This is a genomic window from Ancylobacter sp. TW_SC_1 (assembly GCF_056836805.1).
Window position 1 is genome coordinate 4,333,486 of sequence record NZ_CM166365.1, and the last position, 17,104, is coordinate 4,350,589.

The window sequence follows — 17,104 nt, forward strand, 5'->3', positions numbered from 1 at the left end:
CCGTGTTCTGGGACAATTGGAGCGAACTGCTTCCCGGCCTCTTGCCCGCCTCTTACCGGGGCGTGCGCTTCCACGTCGTCAATTCCGATCATGAGGTCGGCCGGCGGCTGATCCTGACCTATTTCCCCGGCATCGATGCGCCGGCGGTCGACGATTTCGGCGCCTATGAAGGCGCGATACAGCTACGCGGCCTGGTTATCGGCGACGACTACATTGCCCAGGCGGCGGCGCTGGAGGCCGCCTTCAAGACGCGCGGCATCGGCACGCTCATGCATCCGTGGCTCGGCGAGAAACTGGTGCAGATGGAACAGCCGGCGCGCATCCGCTTCTCGGATCGCGAACTCCGCGTCGCGTGGTTCGAGGCGGGCTTTACCCCTGTCGTCATCTCGCTGGCGCCCATGGTCGACACCGCCTCGCTGGTGCTGGGCGGAGCGGACGCGCTGCTCGACGCGGCGGCGGGCTATCTCGGCGACGTGCTCGGCGCGTCCATGGCGGTCGCCACGCTCGCCCAGGCGCAGACCGCCGCCGGCGCGGTCGCCAGCCTCGTCGCCTCCCGCGTCGCGCTGGCGCCGGAGGCCGCCGGGCTCGTGCCGCTGGTGACGCCGGCGGTGGAGCTGGTCGGTACTGTGCTCTCCGGAGCGACCGCATGACCACGCTGGCCGAGGCCGTCACCGCCCTCACCGTACCGATTGCCGACGCGGCGCTGGATCGGCCGGCACCGGCGATCGGCGCCGCGGCCGGTTATGAGGCACCGGCGGCCGTGCTGACGCCGCGCCGGGCGGTATCGCTGCTGCGGGCGATCGCGACCGATATCGCCGCGCTGGACGTGATCGGGGCGGAGGCGGAAGCGGTGCGTCTTGCGGCCCGCTGCGCCGCCTTGGCGCAGGCGGTGCGGGCCGCCGTCGATATCGCCTATGAGAGCCGGCAGGACGCCGAGACAGTGCGCCAGGCGCTCGACGCGGATCTCGCCTCGGTCATTGAGGTGGCCGCCGAGGCGGCGCTTGCCTCACCCGGCTATGGGGCTGTGCTCTGGTCGGCCCTGCACGAGCTGCGCGCCCGGCTCTCGCGCGACCTGCACGAGATCATCGGCCGGCTGCCGGCGGTCATCACTGTGGCGCCACCCTATGGGATTTCGGCCTGGCTGATCGCCCAGCACTTCGCCGGCGACGATCCGCGCGGCGTGATCGCCATGTTCGGCGACATCGTCACCCGCAACCGGCTGCGCCATCCCGGCCTCATCACCGATGATGCGATCGAGGTGCTGCCATGATGATACGCGCGACGCGACGTTGGGCGCTGGTGCTCGCCGGCCAGATTTTCGACGAGTGGACCTCGGTCGAGATCAACCGCGACATCGAGGATCTGACAGGCAGCTTTTCATTCGAATTGCGCGACGCGGCGCGCTCCGGTGCCGCGCATCCCTTCGCGACGTTGGCCAGTTATCGTCGCATGGTGCCGGTCGGCCTTGAGGTCGAGATCCGGCTGGACGACCGGCCAATCCTCAAAGGCTGGATCGACCGCATCGCGCCGCATGCCGGCGAGGACGGCGCCAGCGTCACCATCGAGGGCTCGGACAAGGCGCGCGACCTGATCGACGGCGCGGCGACCGTCGACGGACCGAGCGAGTACCGGAACAAGACCGTGGACCAGGTCGGAAAGGAGATCGTGAAACCATATGGCCTCGACTTCCGTGCCGAGGTCGATCCGGGCGAGCCTTTTGAGCGCTACGTAATCGAGCCCGGCGAGACCGCGCTGTCGGCCATCGAGAAGGGCTTGCGCCAGCGCGGCGCCTTGCTCACCTCGGATGGTGTCGGTGCCGTGGTGATGACGAAGGCGGGCAAGGAGCGCGCCGGCGCGCTGCGCTATCCCGGCAATGTCACCTCGACCGATGGCGAGTTCTCGATAGAGGGACGCCACAGCGAATACTGCGTCAAGGGCCAGGCCGAGAAGGCGCAGGGTCAGCGCGGCGCAGCGCGATTGAGCGCCAGCGCCGCCCCGCTCGTCGGCGACCCGACCGCGTGGATCAATGCACAGCTCGACCGCGAGCTGGGCGGCGTCGCCATCGAAGGGCGCAAGAAGGACGCCGAGATGGTGCGCTATCGCCCGCTGGTGACGCTCGGCCGGACCCAGCTCACTGCCGAGGGCGCTCAGAAGCAGGCCGAATGGATGGAGCGCACGGCCAAGGGCCGCAGCGAGGAACTACGCCACCAGGTGAAGGGCTATCACGACGAGGACGGCAAGCTCTGGCGACCGAACACGCTGGCGCCGGTGTCGGACGCCTACCAGGACGTGGAGCGCGACATGCTGATCGCCGGCACCATCTACCGCTACAGCGAGGATGATGGCGAGGTGAGCGAGCTGCGCATCACCCCGCCGGACGCCTATGACACCGAGCCGGTGGCTGGCCGGCGTACCAACCGGACCAAGACCAAGAAGTCGGGCACCTCCGCCCCACTCGATTCGACGGCGAGCCCATTATGAAGCTTTGGGAGATCGCCCAGCAGCTGCGCGGCCTGGTGCGCCGCGGCGTGGTCAAGAAGACCGACGACGCTGGCGAAAGCCAGACGGTCAGCGGCACCATGTACAAGGGCCACGACTTCGCCGATGTCGAGGTGTTGTTCCCGAGCGGCTTCGTCTCGCGGCCGCCCAAGAATAGCCTCGCCATCTTGCTGGCGGTCGGCGGAGACGGCGGCGACCTGGTCGCGCTGCCGACCACGTCGCCGGGCAACCGCCTCGGCAATCTCGCCGAGGGCGAGGCGGCGATGTATTGCGTGTTCAACGGCTCACGCGTGCTCATCAAAGCAGACGGGACGGTGCATTCGTGGTCGACCAAGCGCGTGATCGCCCAGGTCGACGACAATGAGATCGACCTCTCGGCCGAGCTGATCCGCATGCGCCGGGGCACCGGCGAAAGCGCACCGCGCGTCACCGTCACCGACGAGGTGGTGAAGATGCGCCTGGCCAATGACTGGGTCGTGGTGCGCGACGGCCAGATCATCGTCTCGAAGGCGCCGATCGTCGGCCCGGACCCAGACCCGAACGTCTAGACCGCACATGCGGTCATGAACCGCGACGCGCGCGCGCGGGATGATCCGCGCCATGGCTGACTTCTTCGACCTCGCATTCACGTTCGATCCGGACACGCGCCGCTGCGACCTGCAGCTCGGCGCGGACGGCGATCTTGCGATCGACGAGACGCCGGCGACGGCCATGATCCTGTCGTATGGGCTCGATCGTCGCGCCCGGCCGGATGACGAGCTGCCCTCGGGCATTTCCGAACTCAACCAGCCTGTCAGCTTCGTCGAGCGGCGAGGCTGGGCCGGCGACGCGCTCGACATCGACTATCGGCAGGCCGGGTGCCGGCTGTGGCTGCTGGACCGCGCCAAGGAATGGCCGGCCACCACGCTCATGTGCACGCAATGGCTCAAGGAGGGTTTCGCCTGGGTCGCGGATGAAACGGGCAAGGCCGCCGAGATCGAGGTCGACTGGGTCTCGCGCGGCATCCTCGGCACCCGCATCGTCGTCGACGGCCGACCGCTCAAGGCCAACCTGCGAATCGGCGGGGGCACCTGATGGCCTTCCCGATTTCCGACCCACGCACGCTGACCCGACGTCTCGAAACTCTCATGGAGAGCGAGATCCGCACCGTGCGTCCGGACGTGGCGCCGGCGGCGATCGCGCGGGCGGTGCGCAGCCCGCGCGGCATGCTCGCCATCATCATCCGCACCTTCGTGCTCGGCCTCTACGAAGTGCATCTGCATCTGCGCTGGTGGGGCCAGCAGTATTTTCCCGATACCGCCGAGCTGGAGTTCTTGGCTCGGCACGCCTCGATCTGGGGCGTGGTGCGCCGGCCGGCGACCAAGGCGATCGGCAAGGTCGAGGTCGAGGGCACGCCCGGCACCATCGTCCCGGCCGGGCGGCTTCTCCAGGGCGCCGGAGGTACCTATGAGGTGCTCGCCTCCGAGACCATGGGCGACAATGGCGGGGCGGTGCTGGACGTGCGCGCCACCCTCGCCGGGCCGATCGGCAATGCGGCGGCCGACACGCCGCTCTCCTTCATCGAGGAGATTGCCGGGCTCTCGACCCAGGTCGCAACCGTCGACGCGTCGGGTCTCGCCGGCGGCGCTGATGTCGAGGTGCCCTCAGCACTGCTCGGCCGGCTGCTCGCCGAGATCCAGGATCCCGCCCATGGCGGCGCCAAATTCGACTATCCGCGCTGGGTCACCAACGTCTTCGCCGCCTCGCAGGTCGAAGCCTATGGCGACTGGGTCGGCCTGGGAACGGTCGGCGTCGTCGTCGCCATGGGCACCCTCTACGCGCCGCGCGTGCCGACCGAGGCGGAGCTGGACGCGATCGCCGCCGAGATTGAGGTCCAGCGGCCGGTCACCGCCGAGCGCGTCATCGTGCCGGTAGTGCTCAAGCCTGTACCGCTGTCGATCGAGATCGAGCCTCTCTCGGCGCCGGTCAAGGCCGCCGTCGAGGCGGCAATCCGCACCTTTTTCGCCGTCGAGAGCAAGATCGGTGGGAAGCTCTATCTCTCGCGCCTGTCGGAAGCGATTTCGTCGGCCGCCGGCGAGTATCGCCACCGGCTCGTCGCGCCGAGCGCGACCATCTCGACTGAGCGCTATGAGCTGGCCACGCCCGGCGCGATCAGCTGGAGCGCGCCGGAATGAGCCGCTCGGCCGAGGATGCCGATCACGAGCTGATGTCGCTGCTCCCGCCCGGCTGGATCATGCCGCGCGTCGGCGACGGCTCGCTGCTCGGCGCCGTGCTGGCCGCGCCGGCGCGGCTGATCGCTGAGGTCGAGGCGGTCGCCGAGGAAATGATGGATCAGGTCGACCCGCGCACGGCGACCTACACGCTGGGCGATTTCGAGCGCGTGCTCGGGCCGGACCCGTGCGGGCGCGACCCGGCGACGATGACACTCGCCGAGCGCCAGCAGCTCGCGCATCAGCGATGGACCGCGCGCGGCGGCCAGAGCATCGCCTACTTCACCGACCTTGCGGCAAAGCGGGGCGTGGAGATCCGCATCCGCGAGGCGCATCCCAGCCAGGTCGGCGTGCTCCTGGCGGGCGGCGAACTGGTGGAGACGCCGGAGCAATTCATCTGGCGGGTCGAGTTGCTGCTGGGCGAGTGGGACTATTTCCGGGCGGGCGAGCACGCCGCCGGCGACCTGCTCTACAGCTTCGAGCTTTCGGACATCGCCTGCGATCTGCAGCGGCTCCAGCCGGCACAGTCGCGGCTCATCTTCGCCACCCTGCCCGAGTTCACGGAGCTGGTCGGCCTGTGGGCCGAGGGCGAACCGCTTTTCTGCGATGGCGAGCAGCTCGCCGCCTACGTTCCCGAGGGGCAATGACATGGATCGCGTAGACGGACTCAATACGGTCGACATCGGCGCCGGCCGGCGCGGTTTCCGGGGGCGCAACGGTTCGGTCGGGCAGCCAGGCACCGAGGTAACGGAGGCGTGGCTCAACGACGTCCAGGAAGAGCTGCTCTATCTCTTCGAACCCGCGGGCATCCTGCCCGTGAAGGGCGATACAACGAGCGTGGCGCGGGGCCTGCGCACCCAGATCCTCAACTATGCGGTGGCGGGTGGAACGCCGAATGCCTTGGTGGTCGCTCTGGCGCCCGAGCTAACGGCGCATGTGCCGGGCATGCCGCTGAGGGTCAAGATCACCTCGGCCAACAGCGGGCCTGCCACGCTCGATGCCGGACCGGGCCCGCTGCCGATCCGGACGATGCGGGGCGCGGGCTTGGCCCGTGGTGATCTGCCCATCGGCGCGGTCATTACGGTGATCTGCACCGGCACGGCATGGGTGCTCGCCGGGCTGGCCTACTCCGAGACCCTGATCCCCGACGTGTCTCCAGTCTTGTATGTGCGCCCCGACGGCAACAACGCGAACGATGGTCAGGCGAACACGGCGGAATCCGCCCTCGCGACCATCGCCGAAGCGATCTCGCGGCTGCGGCGGTACATGCTGTTTAACGTCCCCGGTCGGGTCATCCTCGGCGTTATGGGGACCTACGCCGCGCCGGACGTGGTCGCGGTCAATGGCAACGTCGAGATCTCCGGCAATCCGGCCAACCAGAATGGCTACATCATCGAGTGCCAGCCCGGTCAAGCGAGTGTCATTACCGTCAATGGCGGGATCGTCACCACAAACGGCTGCTTTCTGCAGTCACCGGTAGATGGCACGTCTGTCGCGGGCGCGACGGATGGCGCCAGGTTGCGCCTCAATAACACGTCGCTAAAATTCACAACCGCCGCCGGAGCTTTCCTTGCATCCACTGCTTACGCCGGCCTGATCCAGGTCGGCGGCGGCTGCCAGTTGCGCGGGGCCGCCCAAAGCGCATTGCGAGCCGGAACCGGCTCGCAGATCCAGATCGCGGGCGCAGTTACCTACACGGATTCCGCAGCGTTTTCTGTCGCGAACGTCTACGCATCGACGGGGGCGGTGATCTCGCTGGGCGGCGGGGGGTCCGTCTCCGGCAGCGCTACCGGGAAACGATACAACGCGGTGTCGAACGCGGTGATTTCGACCTCTGGCGGTGGTGTAAATTTCTTCCCGGGCACGCTCGCCGGCACTGAAGATGGAGGCCGATATGTATGATCCCCGCGCCTGGTACTGGCGCGCCGACGACGGTGTGCGCCTCTATGCCTCGGCCGCCGGGGCGCTGATCGAGGACACTGACCCCGCCTATCTCGCATGGCAGGCGGGCGGGCATGTCGCCACGCGGTGGCCTTGTGACGATGCCGGCGAGCAGACGGACGCGGCGCTGCAGGCGGTGCTGGCGCCCTACCGGATCGGCGTCTCGCTCGCCACGCGCAAGGTGCTGCTAATGGCCGATGTGGATGCCGCAGCCGAGGTCGAGCGGGCACGCTACATCACGCCCGGCGCCGGGCAGGCGATGACCTATCAGGCCAAGGCGGACGAGGCGCGGCGGTTCGCGGACGCGGTCGCCCCCGATCCGGCGGACTACCCGCTGCTGTCGGCCGAGGTCGGCATCACCGCGCCGACGCTGGCGGAGGTGGCAGGCGTAGTGAGCGCCGCTCACCAGCAGTGGCAGCTGATCGGCGGGGCGATCGAGGCAGCCCGGCTCGGCGCGAAGAAGGCCATCGCGGCGGCGGAAACGGCAGAGGCGGCCGAGGCGGCGGCCGCCGTCGCGTGGCCGGGAGGCGCCGATGCGTGACATCACGTCGGCCGGCTTCCGGGAGGCATATCCCGGCACAATCAAAGCCCTGCGGTCGATCCTCGGACCTGTCGACGTCGTCCAGGTCAGCGGCCCTGTCGCCTACGATCCGGCGCTGCACCTGTGCGCCGTCCTGCGTCTGGATGCGGGGCTGGGCGAGGTGGTGATCACAGTGCCGGCGGACACACCGGCCGGGCACAGCTTCGCCGTGGCATCGCCGGCAGCGTCATGGCCCCGCATCGTCATGGCCGGCGGCGGCACGCTGGAGCACGCCTTCAGCCACGCGGCGGGCCTGCCGAGTGGGATGGTGTCGGTCATGATCGTTGCGAATGCGAGCGGCACGGCCGCCGTAGCGCAGCTGTTGGGAGTGACCCAGCCGTGACCTTCGCGGGCCTCGCCATGGCTCCCATGCTTTCCGCCCTCGCCGGCGCGACCGTGCACCCGCTGGAGGCCGCGCTGGTCGACACGCTGCGCGGCCGTGACGGCCTGGTGCTGGACTTTGCGCGCGGCCACGCCCTGCAGCGTCTGCCGGGCGGTTCGTTTCTCCGGCCGATCGGCGACGTGACCAGTTTCGCGCGCACATCGGCGGCGGGCCGCTGGCCGGCGGCCGGGCCCTACGAGATGGTCGGCAGCGGCGTGCTCCGCCACGACCACGACCCGGTCACCCGGACGCCGCTGGGCGCACGGATCGAGAGTTCTCTTTCATCGATTACCACGAGCACCGTGGCGTTCACGCTGGGTGACACAGACTGGGTAAGTGGTTTCTTCGCAGAAAACGTCGTGCCTGTTACAAGCGCCTTCACAGGCGGCGCAGCGAAGCACATTTGCCACGTCGGGGGCTCTCAGGCTCGATATCAGACCGTGACCATGACCGCCGGGCAAAGCTATCGCTTGGATGTCATCTTGGAGAGGCTGCCCGACCAGGCCCCGTATTCTACGTTTGGCTTGCTGGCCGGATCGTGGCTGGGGCTGCTCTTCTATAACTGGTCAACCGGGGCGGTGACCGTCCCTCAGGGCGCCGCTACCGACATCGTTGTCGAGCATCTTGGCTCCGGCCCCAACGGCGGCCAGATGGTCCGGCTATCTGCTGTGATCAACGCGGGCGCGAACGCTTCTGCGCTCGTCTACGTGTATCCCAACGGGTCGTCGGGCGCTGTCACTGGTCAGGAGTGCATCCTTCACTACGCCTGTGCCTCTACCGGCACGTTGTACAGCTCGCCGCTTGTCGTACCGGTAGGCAGCCTGCAAGCGCGTGCGTCCGACAATTTGAGCATGGTCTCCCCGGTCGCCCTCGCGGACGGTTTCACTTTCGCCGTCGCCGCTCGCAGGCCGGTCTTTCAGAATGTGGGCGACGAAAACGCTCTGATCAATTGGACGCCACCAAGCGGCTTCGCGGATCGTTTCACACTCGGGCGGTCGAGCAATCAACTCACTGTCTACAATTACGTTTCGAACGCGTATCGCGGTAGCCTCTCGCTCAGCGGGGCCTCAGCACTGGTAGCCGACCAGCCATTTTGGCTTGCCGTATCGTGGTCGGAGGCACAGGGCCTGCGCGGGACCCTACTCGGCGGGGCGGTCGGCCACGCTACGCTCGCATCTCCTCCGGCGGCCACGCTCACGCGGCTCGGGATCGGCAGTCGTCAGGGTGCTGCGGCTTGGAACAGCACCGTCGAGCGACTGGCTGTGTGGCCGCACGACAATTTCACCGACGACCAGCTACGGGAACTGATGGCGACATGATCGACCACCTCTTGCGCTATGCGGACCAGGCGTCCGCCATGGACGCGCTGCCGGCCTATGCCATCGAGGGCATCGAGCCGGGCGAACGGCATTGGGATGCGTCCTGCGTCATCTCTGCGGTCGGCGTCTATCGTGTGACCGGTACCGAGACCGTCGATGTGCCCGACGTCGGTCCCATCGCGCAGGAGATCCGCGCCTACCTGCCCGGCTGGTACATCATCATCGCCCGGCCGGCGCGCGACGCGGCACTCGAAGGCGCGGCCTGCGTGCTGATCGCCGACCGCGAGACGGGCGCGGTTCTCTACACCATCACAACGTCGGAGGATCTAGCGACGCTGCGCGTCGAGCCGGTCTTCGCCGGCAGCGTCTACCCGTTCGGAGCGCCCATCATCGCTGACGGGTGACGGGGTCCGGGTTTCCCCGGCGCGGGACTGGTTTGGCGACTTACCCCGCGAGCGGCCACACGACATAACCGCCACCCCGCCCCTGTGCTCTGGTGAGCAGCGGCGACGTGGCACGACTCGGCAATCATAGGCAATGGAGAATGTGCGCTGCGGGTGCGGAGCCCTCTTGTTCCGCGCCGGCCATGGAGCGATCCATGGCAAGATCGAAATCAAGTGCCGCCGCTGCGGCACGCTCAACTCCCTGAGGCCGGCAGAGCCCTCAAACGAACGCCGCGAGCGTCCTTCAGAAAGAGACGCATGCGCTTCCATCGCGAGACGATAGGCAACGCCACCCTGTATCTCGGCGACGCCCTTGAGGTGCTCGCCACCCTTGAGACCGGGTCATTCGGCGCGGTGCTGACCGATCCGCCCTATTCGAGCGGCGGTCTTCACTTCGGTCAGAGGACCCTGCGCACCACGGCAAAGTATCTGTCGACGCAACGCGAGGTGTATCCCGAGTTTCAGGGCGACACCCGCGACCAGCGGTCCTATCTGGCCTGGTCGACGCTCTGGCTCGGCCGAGCGCGCGAGCTGGCACGGCCCGGCGCGATTTGCGCGACCTTCACCGACTGGCGTCAGTTGCCCGTCACCACCGATGCCCTGCAGTGCGCGGGGTGGATTTGGCGGGGTATCTGCCCGTGGGACAAGACCGAATTCGGCGGCCGGCCGCAGTTAGGCCGCTATCGGCCCCAGGCCGAATATGTGGTGTGGGGATCCAACGGACCCCGCCCGCTCGCCGGCCCGGTGGCGCCGGGCGTTTTCCGCGAGGCGGTGCCGAAGACCAAGCACCATATCGCGGGCAAACCGGTGGGGCTGATGACCGGGCTGCTCCGCATCATGGACGGCCCGATCCTCGACCCGTTCATGGGATCGGGCACGGTGGGCCTTGCCTGCGCCGAGCTGGGGTTGCCCTATGTCGGCATCGAGGTCGAACCGGCCTATTTCGAGATCGCCTGTAGACGGCTGAGGGAGGCTTCGGATAATGGCGCCTTCAAGAGCCCTCTTAGAGCGGCTTCATAGGGGTCTTAAGCGTGGGATCGAGCGGTGCAAAATCATCTGTCCCACGCTGCAGATTCAAAAGTCGCGCTTCACGAGGGGTGAGACGGCCCCCACCTCCCTCTCCCCGCGGGGAGAGGGAGAAGTGGCGACACTCACGGCTCCACCACGAATCCCGCCGCCAGTTCCTCCCCCACCAGCGCCGACAGCGCCGGGCGCTCGGCGGCGAGGCGCGCGCGGCAGAAGGCGGCGACCTCACGCGGCAGGCGGCCAAGCTCCTGCCGGCGGGCGATCAGCGTCAGGTGCCGGGTCAGGCCCGGCCCCGGCAGCGCATGGCAGGCGAGGCCGTCCAGCGGCAGCCCCGCCTCGATGAGGCATAAGGGCGTGGTGACGGCGAAGCCGGCCCCGTCCGCCACGGCCGCCGTCACGCCGTAGGGCGTGTCGAATTCCAGCGGGCGCGGCAGGTCGAGCCGCAGCCGGCGCAGGTGCCGCTCGACCTCCATGCCGGTCTTGGAACGGGCCGAGAAGCGCACCAGCGGCACCTCGCGGGCCAGTTCCGCCATCTCGGCGGCGCTGGCGGGGGCCGGCAGGGCCGCCGGCAGCAGCAGCACATAAGGCTCGGTGATGAGCGGCCAGCGCTCCAGCCCCTCGATCTCGTCGAGGTCGTCGGCGCCGACCAGAAGGTCGAGCTGGCGGGTCAGCAGCGCCCCGGCATGCGAGGCGGTGAGGCCCGAGAGCAGCGAGACCTGCTCGGCCTTCTCGGCCAGAGCCCGCGCCAGCGGCGCCATCAGCACGCGCGAGAGCGAATCCACGAGGCCGGCGCGCACCAGCGGCAGCCGCGCATGCTCGGCCTCGCGCAGCAGCGGCGCGATCTGCCGGGCTTCCGAGATGAGCGCGCTGGCGCGCTGGCGCAGCGCGCCGCCGGCGGCGGTGAGCGCCAGCGGCCGGGCGCGGCGGTCGAACAGCGCGATGCCCATGCGCCGCTCCATGTCGGCGATGGCCTGCGAGATGGCCGGCTGGGTCAGGCCAAGCCGGCGCGCCGCCTGCGCCATGGTGCCGGCGTCGCAGACGGCGAGGAACAGCTCCAGCGCGCGCAGGTCGAAGGGAAGGGTGTCGGGTGGAGGCATGTGCGGGGCCTGTTCCTTGATGTTTCCTCTCCCCGTCGGGGAGAGGTGGCCCGCGAAGCGGGTCGGTGAGGGGCGCCATGCCGGTGGAGCATCGAAGACCCCTCACCCCATCCCTCTCCCCGACGGGGAGAGGGAGCCGGAAACATCCGCTGGCTCCACCCGGCGACCACGGTCCTGCCGCCTCTATAACCAAAACTTATATTATCACCGGATCGGCGGTGATCTATAGCTTTCCGCCGTGTCCGGCAGCGAGCCCCAAGCGAACGCCCCAGCGAGCCCCTATGCGCTATTCCTTCCTCAGCATTCTCGCCAACGGCCTCTCCGGCCAGTCCGGCTGGACGCCCGCCTGGCGCGACGCCGCGCCTAGGCCCGCCTATGACGTGATCATCATCGGCGGCGGCGGGCACGGGCTGGCCACCGCCTATTACCTCGCCAAAGTCCACGGCATCACCAATGTGGCGGTGATCGAGAAGGGATATATCGGCTCCGGCAATGCCGGGCGGAACACCACCATCATCCGCTCCAACTACCTGCTGCCGGGCAATGAGCCGTTCTACGAATGGTCGATGAAGCTGTGGGAAGGGCTGGAGCAGGAGCTGAACTACAACGCGATGGTGAGCCAGCGCGGTATCCTCAACCTGTTCCATTCCGACGCCCAGCGCGACGCCTATGCAAGGCGCGGCAACGCCATGCGGCTCGCCGGTGCGGATTCGCAGCTGCTGGACAGGCGGCAGGTGCGGGCCATGTACCCGTTCCTCGACTTCGACAATGCGCGCTTTCCCGTGCAGGGCGGCCTGCTGCAGGCCCGCGCCGGCACCGCCCGCCACGACGCGGTGGTGTGGGGCTATGCGCGGGGCGCCGACCAGCGCGGCGTCGACATCGTGCAGAACTGCGAAGTGACCGGGTTCTTGCGCGAGGGCGACGCCATTGTCGGCGTGCAGACGTCGCGCGGCGAAATCCGCGCGGGCAAGGTCGCGGTGGCGGTCGCCGGCAATTCCTCGCGCGTCGCCGGCATGGCCGGGCTGCGCCTGCCGATCGAGAGCCATGTGCTGCAGGCCTTCGTCTCCGAGGGGCTGAAGCCGATGGTCGACGGCGTGATCACCTTCGGCGCCGGGCATTTCTACATCTCGCAGTCCGACAAGGGCGGCCTGGTCTTCGGCGGCGACATCGACGGCTATAATTCCTACGCCCAGCGCGGCAACCTCCCCGTGGTCGAGGACGTCGCCGAGGGCGGCATGGCGCTGATGCCGCGCATCGGCCGGCTGCGGCTGCTGCGCATGTGGGGCGGCATCATGGACATGTCGATGGACGGCTCGCCGATCATCGACCGGGCGCCGGTGCCAGGGCTCTATCTCAATGCCGGCTGGTGCTATGGCGGCTTCAAGGCGACCCCGGCCTCGGGCTGGTGCTTCGCCCATCTGATCGCCCGCGACGCGCCGCACGAGGTCGCCGGCGCCTTCCGGCTCGACCGCTTCCGCACCGGCCATCTCATCGACGAGAAGGGAGTCGGCGCCCAGCCGAACCTGCACTGATGATGGCGTGTTTTCCGATGCCGACGCCTGCGGCGGAATTTCCCCTGGATCCCGGATCGGCGCTGCGTGTCGCGCAGCTTGTCCGGGAAACGGATCGTTCCCTGTTTCCCGGACAAGCGACGGCGCAGCCGGAGCGCCGATCCGGGAAACAGCGCAAAACCCCGCGTAGCGCCCTTATCCCCTTCGCCTCTGCCCAAGGTGCCGCCTGATGCGTATTCCCTGCCCCTATTGCGGCGAACGCGACGCTCACGAATTCAGCTATCTCGGCGACGCCACGCTGGCGCGGCCGGACCCGTCGGCGCCCGACGCCGAGGCGCGCTTTCACGACTACGTCTATCTGCGCGACAACCCGGCCGGGGCGCACAGCGAGTGGTGGTACCACGCCAATGGCTGCCGCCAGTGGCTGCGCGTCGCCCGCGACACCCGCACCCATGCCATCGCCGGTGCCCTCGCCGCCCGTGCGTCGGGAGGCGCCGCATGAGCCGCCAGAACCGCAACCGGCTGGAGACCGGCGGCCTCATCGACCGTTCGACGCCGCTCGCCTTCAGCTTCGACGGCCGCCGCTACCACGGCTATGCCGGCGACACGCTGGCCTCGGCGCTGCTGGCCAACGGGGTGCGGCTGGTCGGCCGCTCGTTCAAGTACCATCGCCCGCGCGGCATCTTCTCCGCCGGCGCGGAGGAGCCGAACGCCCTGGTCGAGCTGCGCACCGGCGCGCGGCGCGAGCCCAATACCCGCGCCACCGTCGCCGAGCTCTATGACGGGCTGGAGGCCACCAGCCAGAACCGCTGGCCCTCGCTCGGCCTCGACCTGCTGAGCCTCAACCGCTTCGTCTCGCCCTTCCTCGGCGCCGGCTTCTACTACAAGACCTTCATGTGGCCGGCGAGCTTCTGGGAGAAGCTCTACGAGCCGATCATCCGCCGCGCCGCCGGCTTGGGGCGCGCCGCCGCCGAGGCCGATCCCGACCATTACGAGAAGGCCACCGCCTTCTGCGACGTGCTCGTCGTCGGCGCCGGCCCGGCCGGGCTGATGGCGGCGCTCGCCGCCGGGCGCACCGGCGCGCGGGTCATCCTCGCGGATGAGGATTTCCTGCCGGGCGGCAGCCTCAACGCCGACCCCGCCGAGGTGCACGGCCAGTCCGGCGCCGCCTTCGCCGCCCAGGTCGCGGCGGAGCTGGCGAGCCTGCCCAATGTGCGGGTGATGACCCGCACCACCGTGTTCGGCGTCTATGACGGCGGCACCTATGGCGCGCTGGAGCGGGTGAGCGACCATCTGCCGGTGCCCGCGCCGTTCCAGCCGCGCCAGCGCCTGTGGCGGATCGTGGCCCGGCGCGCCGTGCTCGCCGCCGGCGCCACCGAGCGGCCCATCGTGTTCGGCGGCAATGACCGGCCGGGGGTGATGCTGGCCGGCGCGGTCGGCACCTATGTGCACCGCCATGCCGTGCTGCCGGGCCGCCGCATGGCGCTGTTCGCCAATAACGACGCGGCGTGGCGCGGCATCCTCAAGGCCAGCACGGCCGGCGCCACCGTCGAGACCATCGTCGACGTGCGGCCGGACGTGGCGCCCGGCCTCGTCGAGGCGGCCCGCGCGCGCGGCATCCGCGTCTTCACCGGCGCGCGCGTCGTCGCCACCCAGGGCGGCAGGCTGCGCACCATCGACATCGCCGCGCCCGGCGGACGCGAGCGGCTGGCGATCGACACGCTCGCCGTCTCCGGCGGCTGGTCGCCCTGCGTGCACCTCACCTGCCACCATGGCGGCAAGCCGGCATGGGACGAGGCCATCGCCGCCTTCGTGCCGGGCACGACGCCCCCCGGCCTCGCCGTGGCGGGCGCCGCCAACGGCGCCTTCGGCCTCGGCGCCTGCCTGAGCCAGGGCGCCGCGCAGGGTGCCGAGGCCGCGCGGGCGCTCGGCTTCCCGGTGCCGCCGCTCGACGTGCCCACGGTCGAGGACGAGGCCTTCGTCCTCACGCCGTTCTGGCATGTGGCGGATTCGAGGGGCGCCGCCTTCGTCGACCTGCAGAACGACGTCACCGCCAAGGATATCGGCATCGCCCACAAGGAGGGCTTCCGCTCGGTCGAGCACCTCAAGCGCTACACCACGCTGGGCATGGCGACCGACCAGGGCCGCACCTCCAACGTGACCGGCCTCGCCATCATGGCGAGCCTCACCGGCGCCTCGATCCCGGAGACCGGCACCACCATCTTCCGCCCGCCCTACACGCCGGTCTCATTGGGCGCGCTGGCCGGTCATCACCGGGGCAAGGATTTCCGCCCGGTCCGGCTCACCCCGACGCATGACTGGGCGAAGGCGCTCGGCGCCGTCTTCGTCGAGACCGGCCCGTGGCTGCGGGCGCAGTACTTCCCGCGCAAGGGCGAGAAGGACTGGCTGGAGACGGTGTCGCGCGAGGTCACGGCGGTGCGCTCCTCGGTCGGGCTGATCGACGTGTCGACCTTCGGCAAGATCGACCTGCAGGGGGCCGATGTCGGCACCTTCCTCGACCGCGTCTACATCAACGGCTTCGCCGCCCTCGCCGTCGGCAAGGCGCGCTATGGCGTGATGCTGCGCGAGGACGGCATGGTGATGGACGACGGCACCACGGCACGGCTCGCCCCCGAGCACTACGTGATGACGACGACCACCGCCAACGCCGCCAAGGTCTTCCAGCACCTCGAATTCTGCCTGCAGGTGCTGTGGCCGGAACTCGACGTGTCGCTCGCCTCGATTTCCGAGCAATGGGCGCAGATCGCCATCGCCGGGCCGCGTGCCCGCGACGTGCTGGCGCGCGTGGCGGATGGCGACGTCTCGAACGAGGCGCTGCCCTTCATGGGCGCCATCGAGGGCACGGTGATGGGCGGGGTGAAGGCGCGGCTGTTCCGCCTCTCCTTCTCCGGCGAGCTGGGCTACGAGATCGCCGTGCCCGCCCGTCATGGCGCGGCGCTCGCCGCGGCGCTGATGCAGGCCGGCGAGGAATTCGGCATCACCCCCTACGGCACCGAGGCGCTCGGCGTCATGCGCATCGAGAAGGGCCATGTCTCCGGCAACGAACTCACCGGCCAGACCACGGCGCGCGACCTCGGCCTCGGCCGCATGGCCTCGACCAAGAAGGACTATGTCGGCCGCGTCATGGCCGGCCGGCCCGGCCTCGTCGATCCGGCACGCCCGAGCTTCATGGGCTTCAAGCCGGTCGACCGCACCCGCCGGCTGCGCGCGGGGGCGCATTTCCTCGGCCTCGGCGCCCGGCCCGAGACCGCCAATGACGAGGGTTACATGACCTCCGTCGCCTATTCGCCGCATCTGGCGCACTGGATCGGCCTCGGCCTCATCACGCGCGGACCGGAGCGCATCGGCGAGCGGGTGCGCGCCTATGACCCGGTGCGCGGCGAGGAATTCGAGGTAGAAATCTGCGCGCCCGGCTTCATCGATCCGGAGGGAGAACGTCTCCGTGGCTGACCGTTCGTCTCACGACCCGCTCGCCGGCATCGCCTTCGACCGCGTGCCGCCGGCCGGCGCCTATGGCGCGGCAGGCACGCCCGGCATCCTTGTCTCCACCGCCGAGGCGCCGTTCATCGCGCTGGTCGTCGCCCGGCAGGGCTTCGCCGCGAGCGTGACCGACCGGCTGCGGCGCGCCTTCGGCGTCGAGCTGTCCGACCGCCCGCACGCGGCGATCGAGGGCAACAGCACCGTCGTCGGCACGGCGCCCGGCCGCTTCCTCGTGCTGTCGAAGAGCGAGGCGGACCTCGCCGGCACGCTGCGCGCGGTGCTCGGCACCGAGGCGGCGGTGACGGAACAGGGCGACGGCTACGTCACCTTCGACCTCTCCGGCCCCCGGGTGCCGGAACTTCTCGCCAAGGGCGCGCTGATCGACCTCGACCCGCGGGTATTCCGGCCCGGCGACGCGGCCACCACCGTTCTCGGCCATGTCGGCGTGACCCTGTGGCGGACCGATGAGACGTCCTTCCGCGTGCTGGTGGGGCGCAGCTTCGAGGCCGCGTTCACCCACTTCCTCATCGCCGGCGGCGCCGAATTCGGTCTGCGTCTGCAGGGACGAGGTTGAAGGCGGCGCGCCGCGCGCTTC

Annotated in this window: 19 protein-coding genes; 18 read left to right on the forward strand and 1 reads right to left on the reverse strand. The window is 69.5% G+C overall.

The genetic code is table 11. The features are described from left to right. The first annotated feature begins 2 nt into the window (after positions 1-2). The 14 genes from AC1PZ7_RS20605 to AC1PZ7_RS20670 all read left to right on the forward strand — a co-directional run bounded on the left by AC1PZ7_RS20605 (position 3) and on the right by AC1PZ7_RS20670 (position 10,394). Positions 3-650: a DNA circularization N-terminal domain-containing protein gene (locus AC1PZ7_RS20605; RefSeq protein WP_482357053.1), complete on the forward strand. Its 648-nt coding sequence runs from the start codon at positions 3-5 to the stop codon at positions 648-650. After that, positions 647-1,270 (forward strand): hypothetical protein, encoded by a 624-nt coding sequence (locus AC1PZ7_RS20610; RefSeq protein ID WP_482357054.1) that lies wholly within the window; start codon positions 647-649, stop codon positions 1,268-1,270. Before AC1PZ7_RS20605 ends, AC1PZ7_RS20610 begins: the two co-directional genes overlap by 4 nt. After that, positions 1,267-2,481, forward strand: coding sequence for a phage baseplate assembly protein (locus AC1PZ7_RS20615; RefSeq protein WP_482357055.1), 1,215 nt, complete (start codon positions 1,267-1,269; stop codon positions 2,479-2,481). Before AC1PZ7_RS20610 ends, AC1PZ7_RS20615 begins: the two co-directional genes overlap by 4 nt. Beyond that, positions 2,478-3,047 carry a phage baseplate assembly protein domain-containing protein gene (locus AC1PZ7_RS20620; protein WP_482357056.1) on the forward strand — a complete coding sequence of 190 codons (570 nt, stop codon included), beginning with the start codon at positions 2,478-2,480 and terminating at the stop codon, positions 3,045-3,047. The genes AC1PZ7_RS20615 and AC1PZ7_RS20620 overlap by 4 nt, the downstream gene beginning before the upstream one ends. Positions 3,048-3,087: 40 nt before the next feature. Beyond that, positions 3,088-3,573 (forward strand): phage GP46 family protein, encoded by a 486-nt coding sequence (locus AC1PZ7_RS20625; protein WP_482357057.1) that lies wholly within the window; start codon positions 3,088-3,090, stop codon positions 3,571-3,573. Continuing rightward, entirely contained in the window at positions 3,573-4,673 is a 1,101-nt protein-coding gene (locus tag AC1PZ7_RS20630) for a baseplate J/gp47 family protein (protein ID WP_482357058.1), read from the forward strand. Before AC1PZ7_RS20625 ends, AC1PZ7_RS20630 begins: the two co-directional genes overlap by 1 nt. Then, positions 4,670-5,356, forward strand: a complete 687-nt coding sequence (locus AC1PZ7_RS20635; protein WP_482357059.1) for a YmfQ family protein — start codon at positions 4,670-4,672, stop codon at positions 5,354-5,356. The genes AC1PZ7_RS20630 and AC1PZ7_RS20635 overlap by 4 nt, the downstream gene beginning before the upstream one ends. 1 nt (position 5,357) lies before the next feature. Then, entirely contained in the window at positions 5,358-6,611 is a 1,254-nt protein-coding gene (locus tag AC1PZ7_RS20640) for a hypothetical protein (RefSeq protein WP_482357060.1), read from the forward strand. Beyond that, a complete protein-coding gene (locus tag AC1PZ7_RS20645) occupies positions 6,604-7,191 on the forward strand; it encodes a hypothetical protein (RefSeq protein WP_482357061.1) in 588 nt (195 codons plus the stop codon). Before AC1PZ7_RS20640 ends, AC1PZ7_RS20645 begins: the two co-directional genes overlap by 8 nt. Then, on the forward strand, positions 7,184-7,573 hold the full coding sequence (locus AC1PZ7_RS20650; protein WP_482357062.1) for a hypothetical protein: 390 nt from the start codon (positions 7,184-7,186) through the stop codon (positions 7,571-7,573). Before AC1PZ7_RS20645 ends, AC1PZ7_RS20650 begins: the two co-directional genes overlap by 8 nt. Continuing rightward, positions 7,570-8,931 (forward strand): hypothetical protein, encoded by a 1,362-nt coding sequence (locus AC1PZ7_RS20655; RefSeq protein ID WP_482357063.1) that lies wholly within the window; start codon positions 7,570-7,572, stop codon positions 8,929-8,931. The genes AC1PZ7_RS20650 and AC1PZ7_RS20655 overlap by 4 nt, the downstream gene beginning before the upstream one ends. Continuing rightward, complete coding sequence (locus AC1PZ7_RS20660; protein WP_482357064.1) at positions 8,928-9,335, forward strand: hypothetical protein; 408 nt, start codon at positions 8,928-8,930, stop codon at positions 9,333-9,335. Before AC1PZ7_RS20655 ends, AC1PZ7_RS20660 begins: the two co-directional genes overlap by 4 nt. A 133-nt stretch (positions 9,336-9,468) precedes the next feature. Next, positions 9,469-9,657, forward strand: coding sequence for a Com family DNA-binding transcriptional regulator (locus tag AC1PZ7_RS20665; RefSeq protein WP_482357065.1), 189 nt, complete (start codon positions 9,469-9,471; stop codon positions 9,655-9,657). Next, entirely contained in the window at positions 9,633-10,394 is a 762-nt protein-coding gene (locus tag AC1PZ7_RS20670) for a DNA-methyltransferase (RefSeq protein ID WP_482357066.1), read from the forward strand. The genes AC1PZ7_RS20665 and AC1PZ7_RS20670 overlap by 25 nt, the downstream gene beginning before the upstream one ends. A 131-nt stretch (positions 10,395-10,525) precedes the next feature. Here the strand turns inward: AC1PZ7_RS20670 and AC1PZ7_RS20675 are convergent, their stop codons facing one another. After that, entirely contained in the window at positions 10,526-11,497 is a 972-nt protein-coding gene (locus AC1PZ7_RS20675; RefSeq protein WP_482357067.1) for a LysR family transcriptional regulator, read from the reverse strand. 281 nt (positions 11,498-11,778) lie between these two features. Here AC1PZ7_RS20675 and AC1PZ7_RS20680 point away from each other — a divergent pair, with 281 nt between their 5' ends. The 4 genes from AC1PZ7_RS20680 to AC1PZ7_RS20695 all read left to right on the forward strand — a co-directional run bounded on the left by AC1PZ7_RS20680 (position 11,779) and on the right by AC1PZ7_RS20695 (position 17,083). Further along, positions 11,779-13,029: a sarcosine oxidase subunit beta family protein gene (locus AC1PZ7_RS20680; protein ID WP_482357068.1), complete on the forward strand. Its 1,251-nt coding sequence runs from the start codon at positions 11,779-11,781 to the stop codon at positions 13,027-13,029. A 208-nt stretch (positions 13,030-13,237) separates the two neighbouring features. Beyond that, positions 13,238-13,510: a sarcosine oxidase subunit delta gene (locus tag AC1PZ7_RS20685; RefSeq protein WP_482357069.1), complete on the forward strand. Its 273-nt coding sequence runs from the start codon at positions 13,238-13,240 to the stop codon at positions 13,508-13,510. After that, positions 13,507-16,479 (forward strand): sarcosine oxidase subunit alpha family protein, encoded by a 2,973-nt coding sequence (locus AC1PZ7_RS20690; protein ID WP_482357070.1) that lies wholly within the window; start codon positions 13,507-13,509, stop codon positions 16,477-16,479. The genes AC1PZ7_RS20685 and AC1PZ7_RS20690 overlap by 4 nt, the downstream gene beginning before the upstream one ends. Beyond that, on the forward strand, positions 16,472-17,083 hold the full coding sequence (locus AC1PZ7_RS20695) for a sarcosine oxidase subunit gamma (protein ID WP_482357071.1): 612 nt from the start codon (positions 16,472-16,474) through the stop codon (positions 17,081-17,083). The genes AC1PZ7_RS20690 and AC1PZ7_RS20695 overlap by 8 nt, the downstream gene beginning before the upstream one ends. The last annotated feature ends 21 nt before the right edge of the window (positions 17,084-17,104 follow it).

What these genes read in the sequence shown, in the direction of transcription:
- AC1PZ7_RS20670 (WP_482357066.1), top strand. Translation starts at nt 9,633, where the DNA reads ATGCGCTTCCATCGCGAGACGATAGGCAACGCCACCCTGTATCTCGGC.
- AC1PZ7_RS20650 (WP_482357062.1), top strand. Translation starts at nt 7,184, where the DNA reads ATGCGTGACATCACGTCGGCCGGCTTCCGGGAGGCATATCCCGGCACA.
- AC1PZ7_RS20610 (WP_482357054.1), top strand. Translation starts at nt 647, where the DNA reads ATGACCACGCTGGCCGAGGCCGTCACCGCCCTCACCGTACCGATTGCC.
- AC1PZ7_RS20675 (WP_482357067.1), bottom strand. Translation starts at nt 11,497, where the DNA reads ATGCCTCCACCCGACACCCTTCCCTTCGACCTGCGCGCGCTGGAGCTG.
- AC1PZ7_RS20625 (WP_482357057.1), top strand. Translation starts at nt 3,088, where the DNA reads ATGATCCGCGCCATGGCTGACTTCTTCGACCTCGCATTCACGTTCGAT.
- AC1PZ7_RS20630 (WP_482357058.1), top strand. Translation starts at nt 3,573, where the DNA reads ATGGCCTTCCCGATTTCCGACCCACGCACGCTGACCCGACGTCTCGAA.
- AC1PZ7_RS20685 (WP_482357069.1), top strand. Translation starts at nt 13,238, where the DNA reads ATGCGTATTCCCTGCCCCTATTGCGGCGAACGCGACGCTCACGAATTC.
- AC1PZ7_RS20680 (WP_482357068.1), top strand. Translation starts at nt 11,779, where the DNA reads ATGCGCTATTCCTTCCTCAGCATTCTCGCCAACGGCCTCTCCGGCCAG.
- AC1PZ7_RS20690 (WP_482357070.1), top strand. Translation starts at nt 13,507, where the DNA reads ATGAGCCGCCAGAACCGCAACCGGCTGGAGACCGGCGGCCTCATCGAC.
- AC1PZ7_RS20620 (WP_482357056.1), top strand. Translation starts at nt 2,478, where the DNA reads ATGAAGCTTTGGGAGATCGCCCAGCAGCTGCGCGGCCTGGTGCGCCGC.
- AC1PZ7_RS20615 (WP_482357055.1), top strand. Translation starts at nt 1,267, where the DNA reads ATGATGATACGCGCGACGCGACGTTGGGCGCTGGTGCTCGCCGGCCAG.
- AC1PZ7_RS20640 (WP_482357060.1), top strand. Translation starts at nt 5,358, where the DNA reads ATGGATCGCGTAGACGGACTCAATACGGTCGACATCGGCGCCGGCCGG.
- AC1PZ7_RS20645 (WP_482357061.1), top strand. Translation starts at nt 6,604, where the DNA reads ATGTATGATCCCCGCGCCTGGTACTGGCGCGCCGACGACGGTGTGCGC.
- AC1PZ7_RS20635 (WP_482357059.1), top strand. Translation starts at nt 4,670, where the DNA reads ATGAGCCGCTCGGCCGAGGATGCCGATCACGAGCTGATGTCGCTGCTC.
- AC1PZ7_RS20660 (WP_482357064.1), top strand. Translation starts at nt 8,928, where the DNA reads ATGATCGACCACCTCTTGCGCTATGCGGACCAGGCGTCCGCCATGGAC.
- AC1PZ7_RS20665 (WP_482357065.1), top strand. Translation starts at nt 9,469, where the DNA reads ATGGAGAATGTGCGCTGCGGGTGCGGAGCCCTCTTGTTCCGCGCCGGC.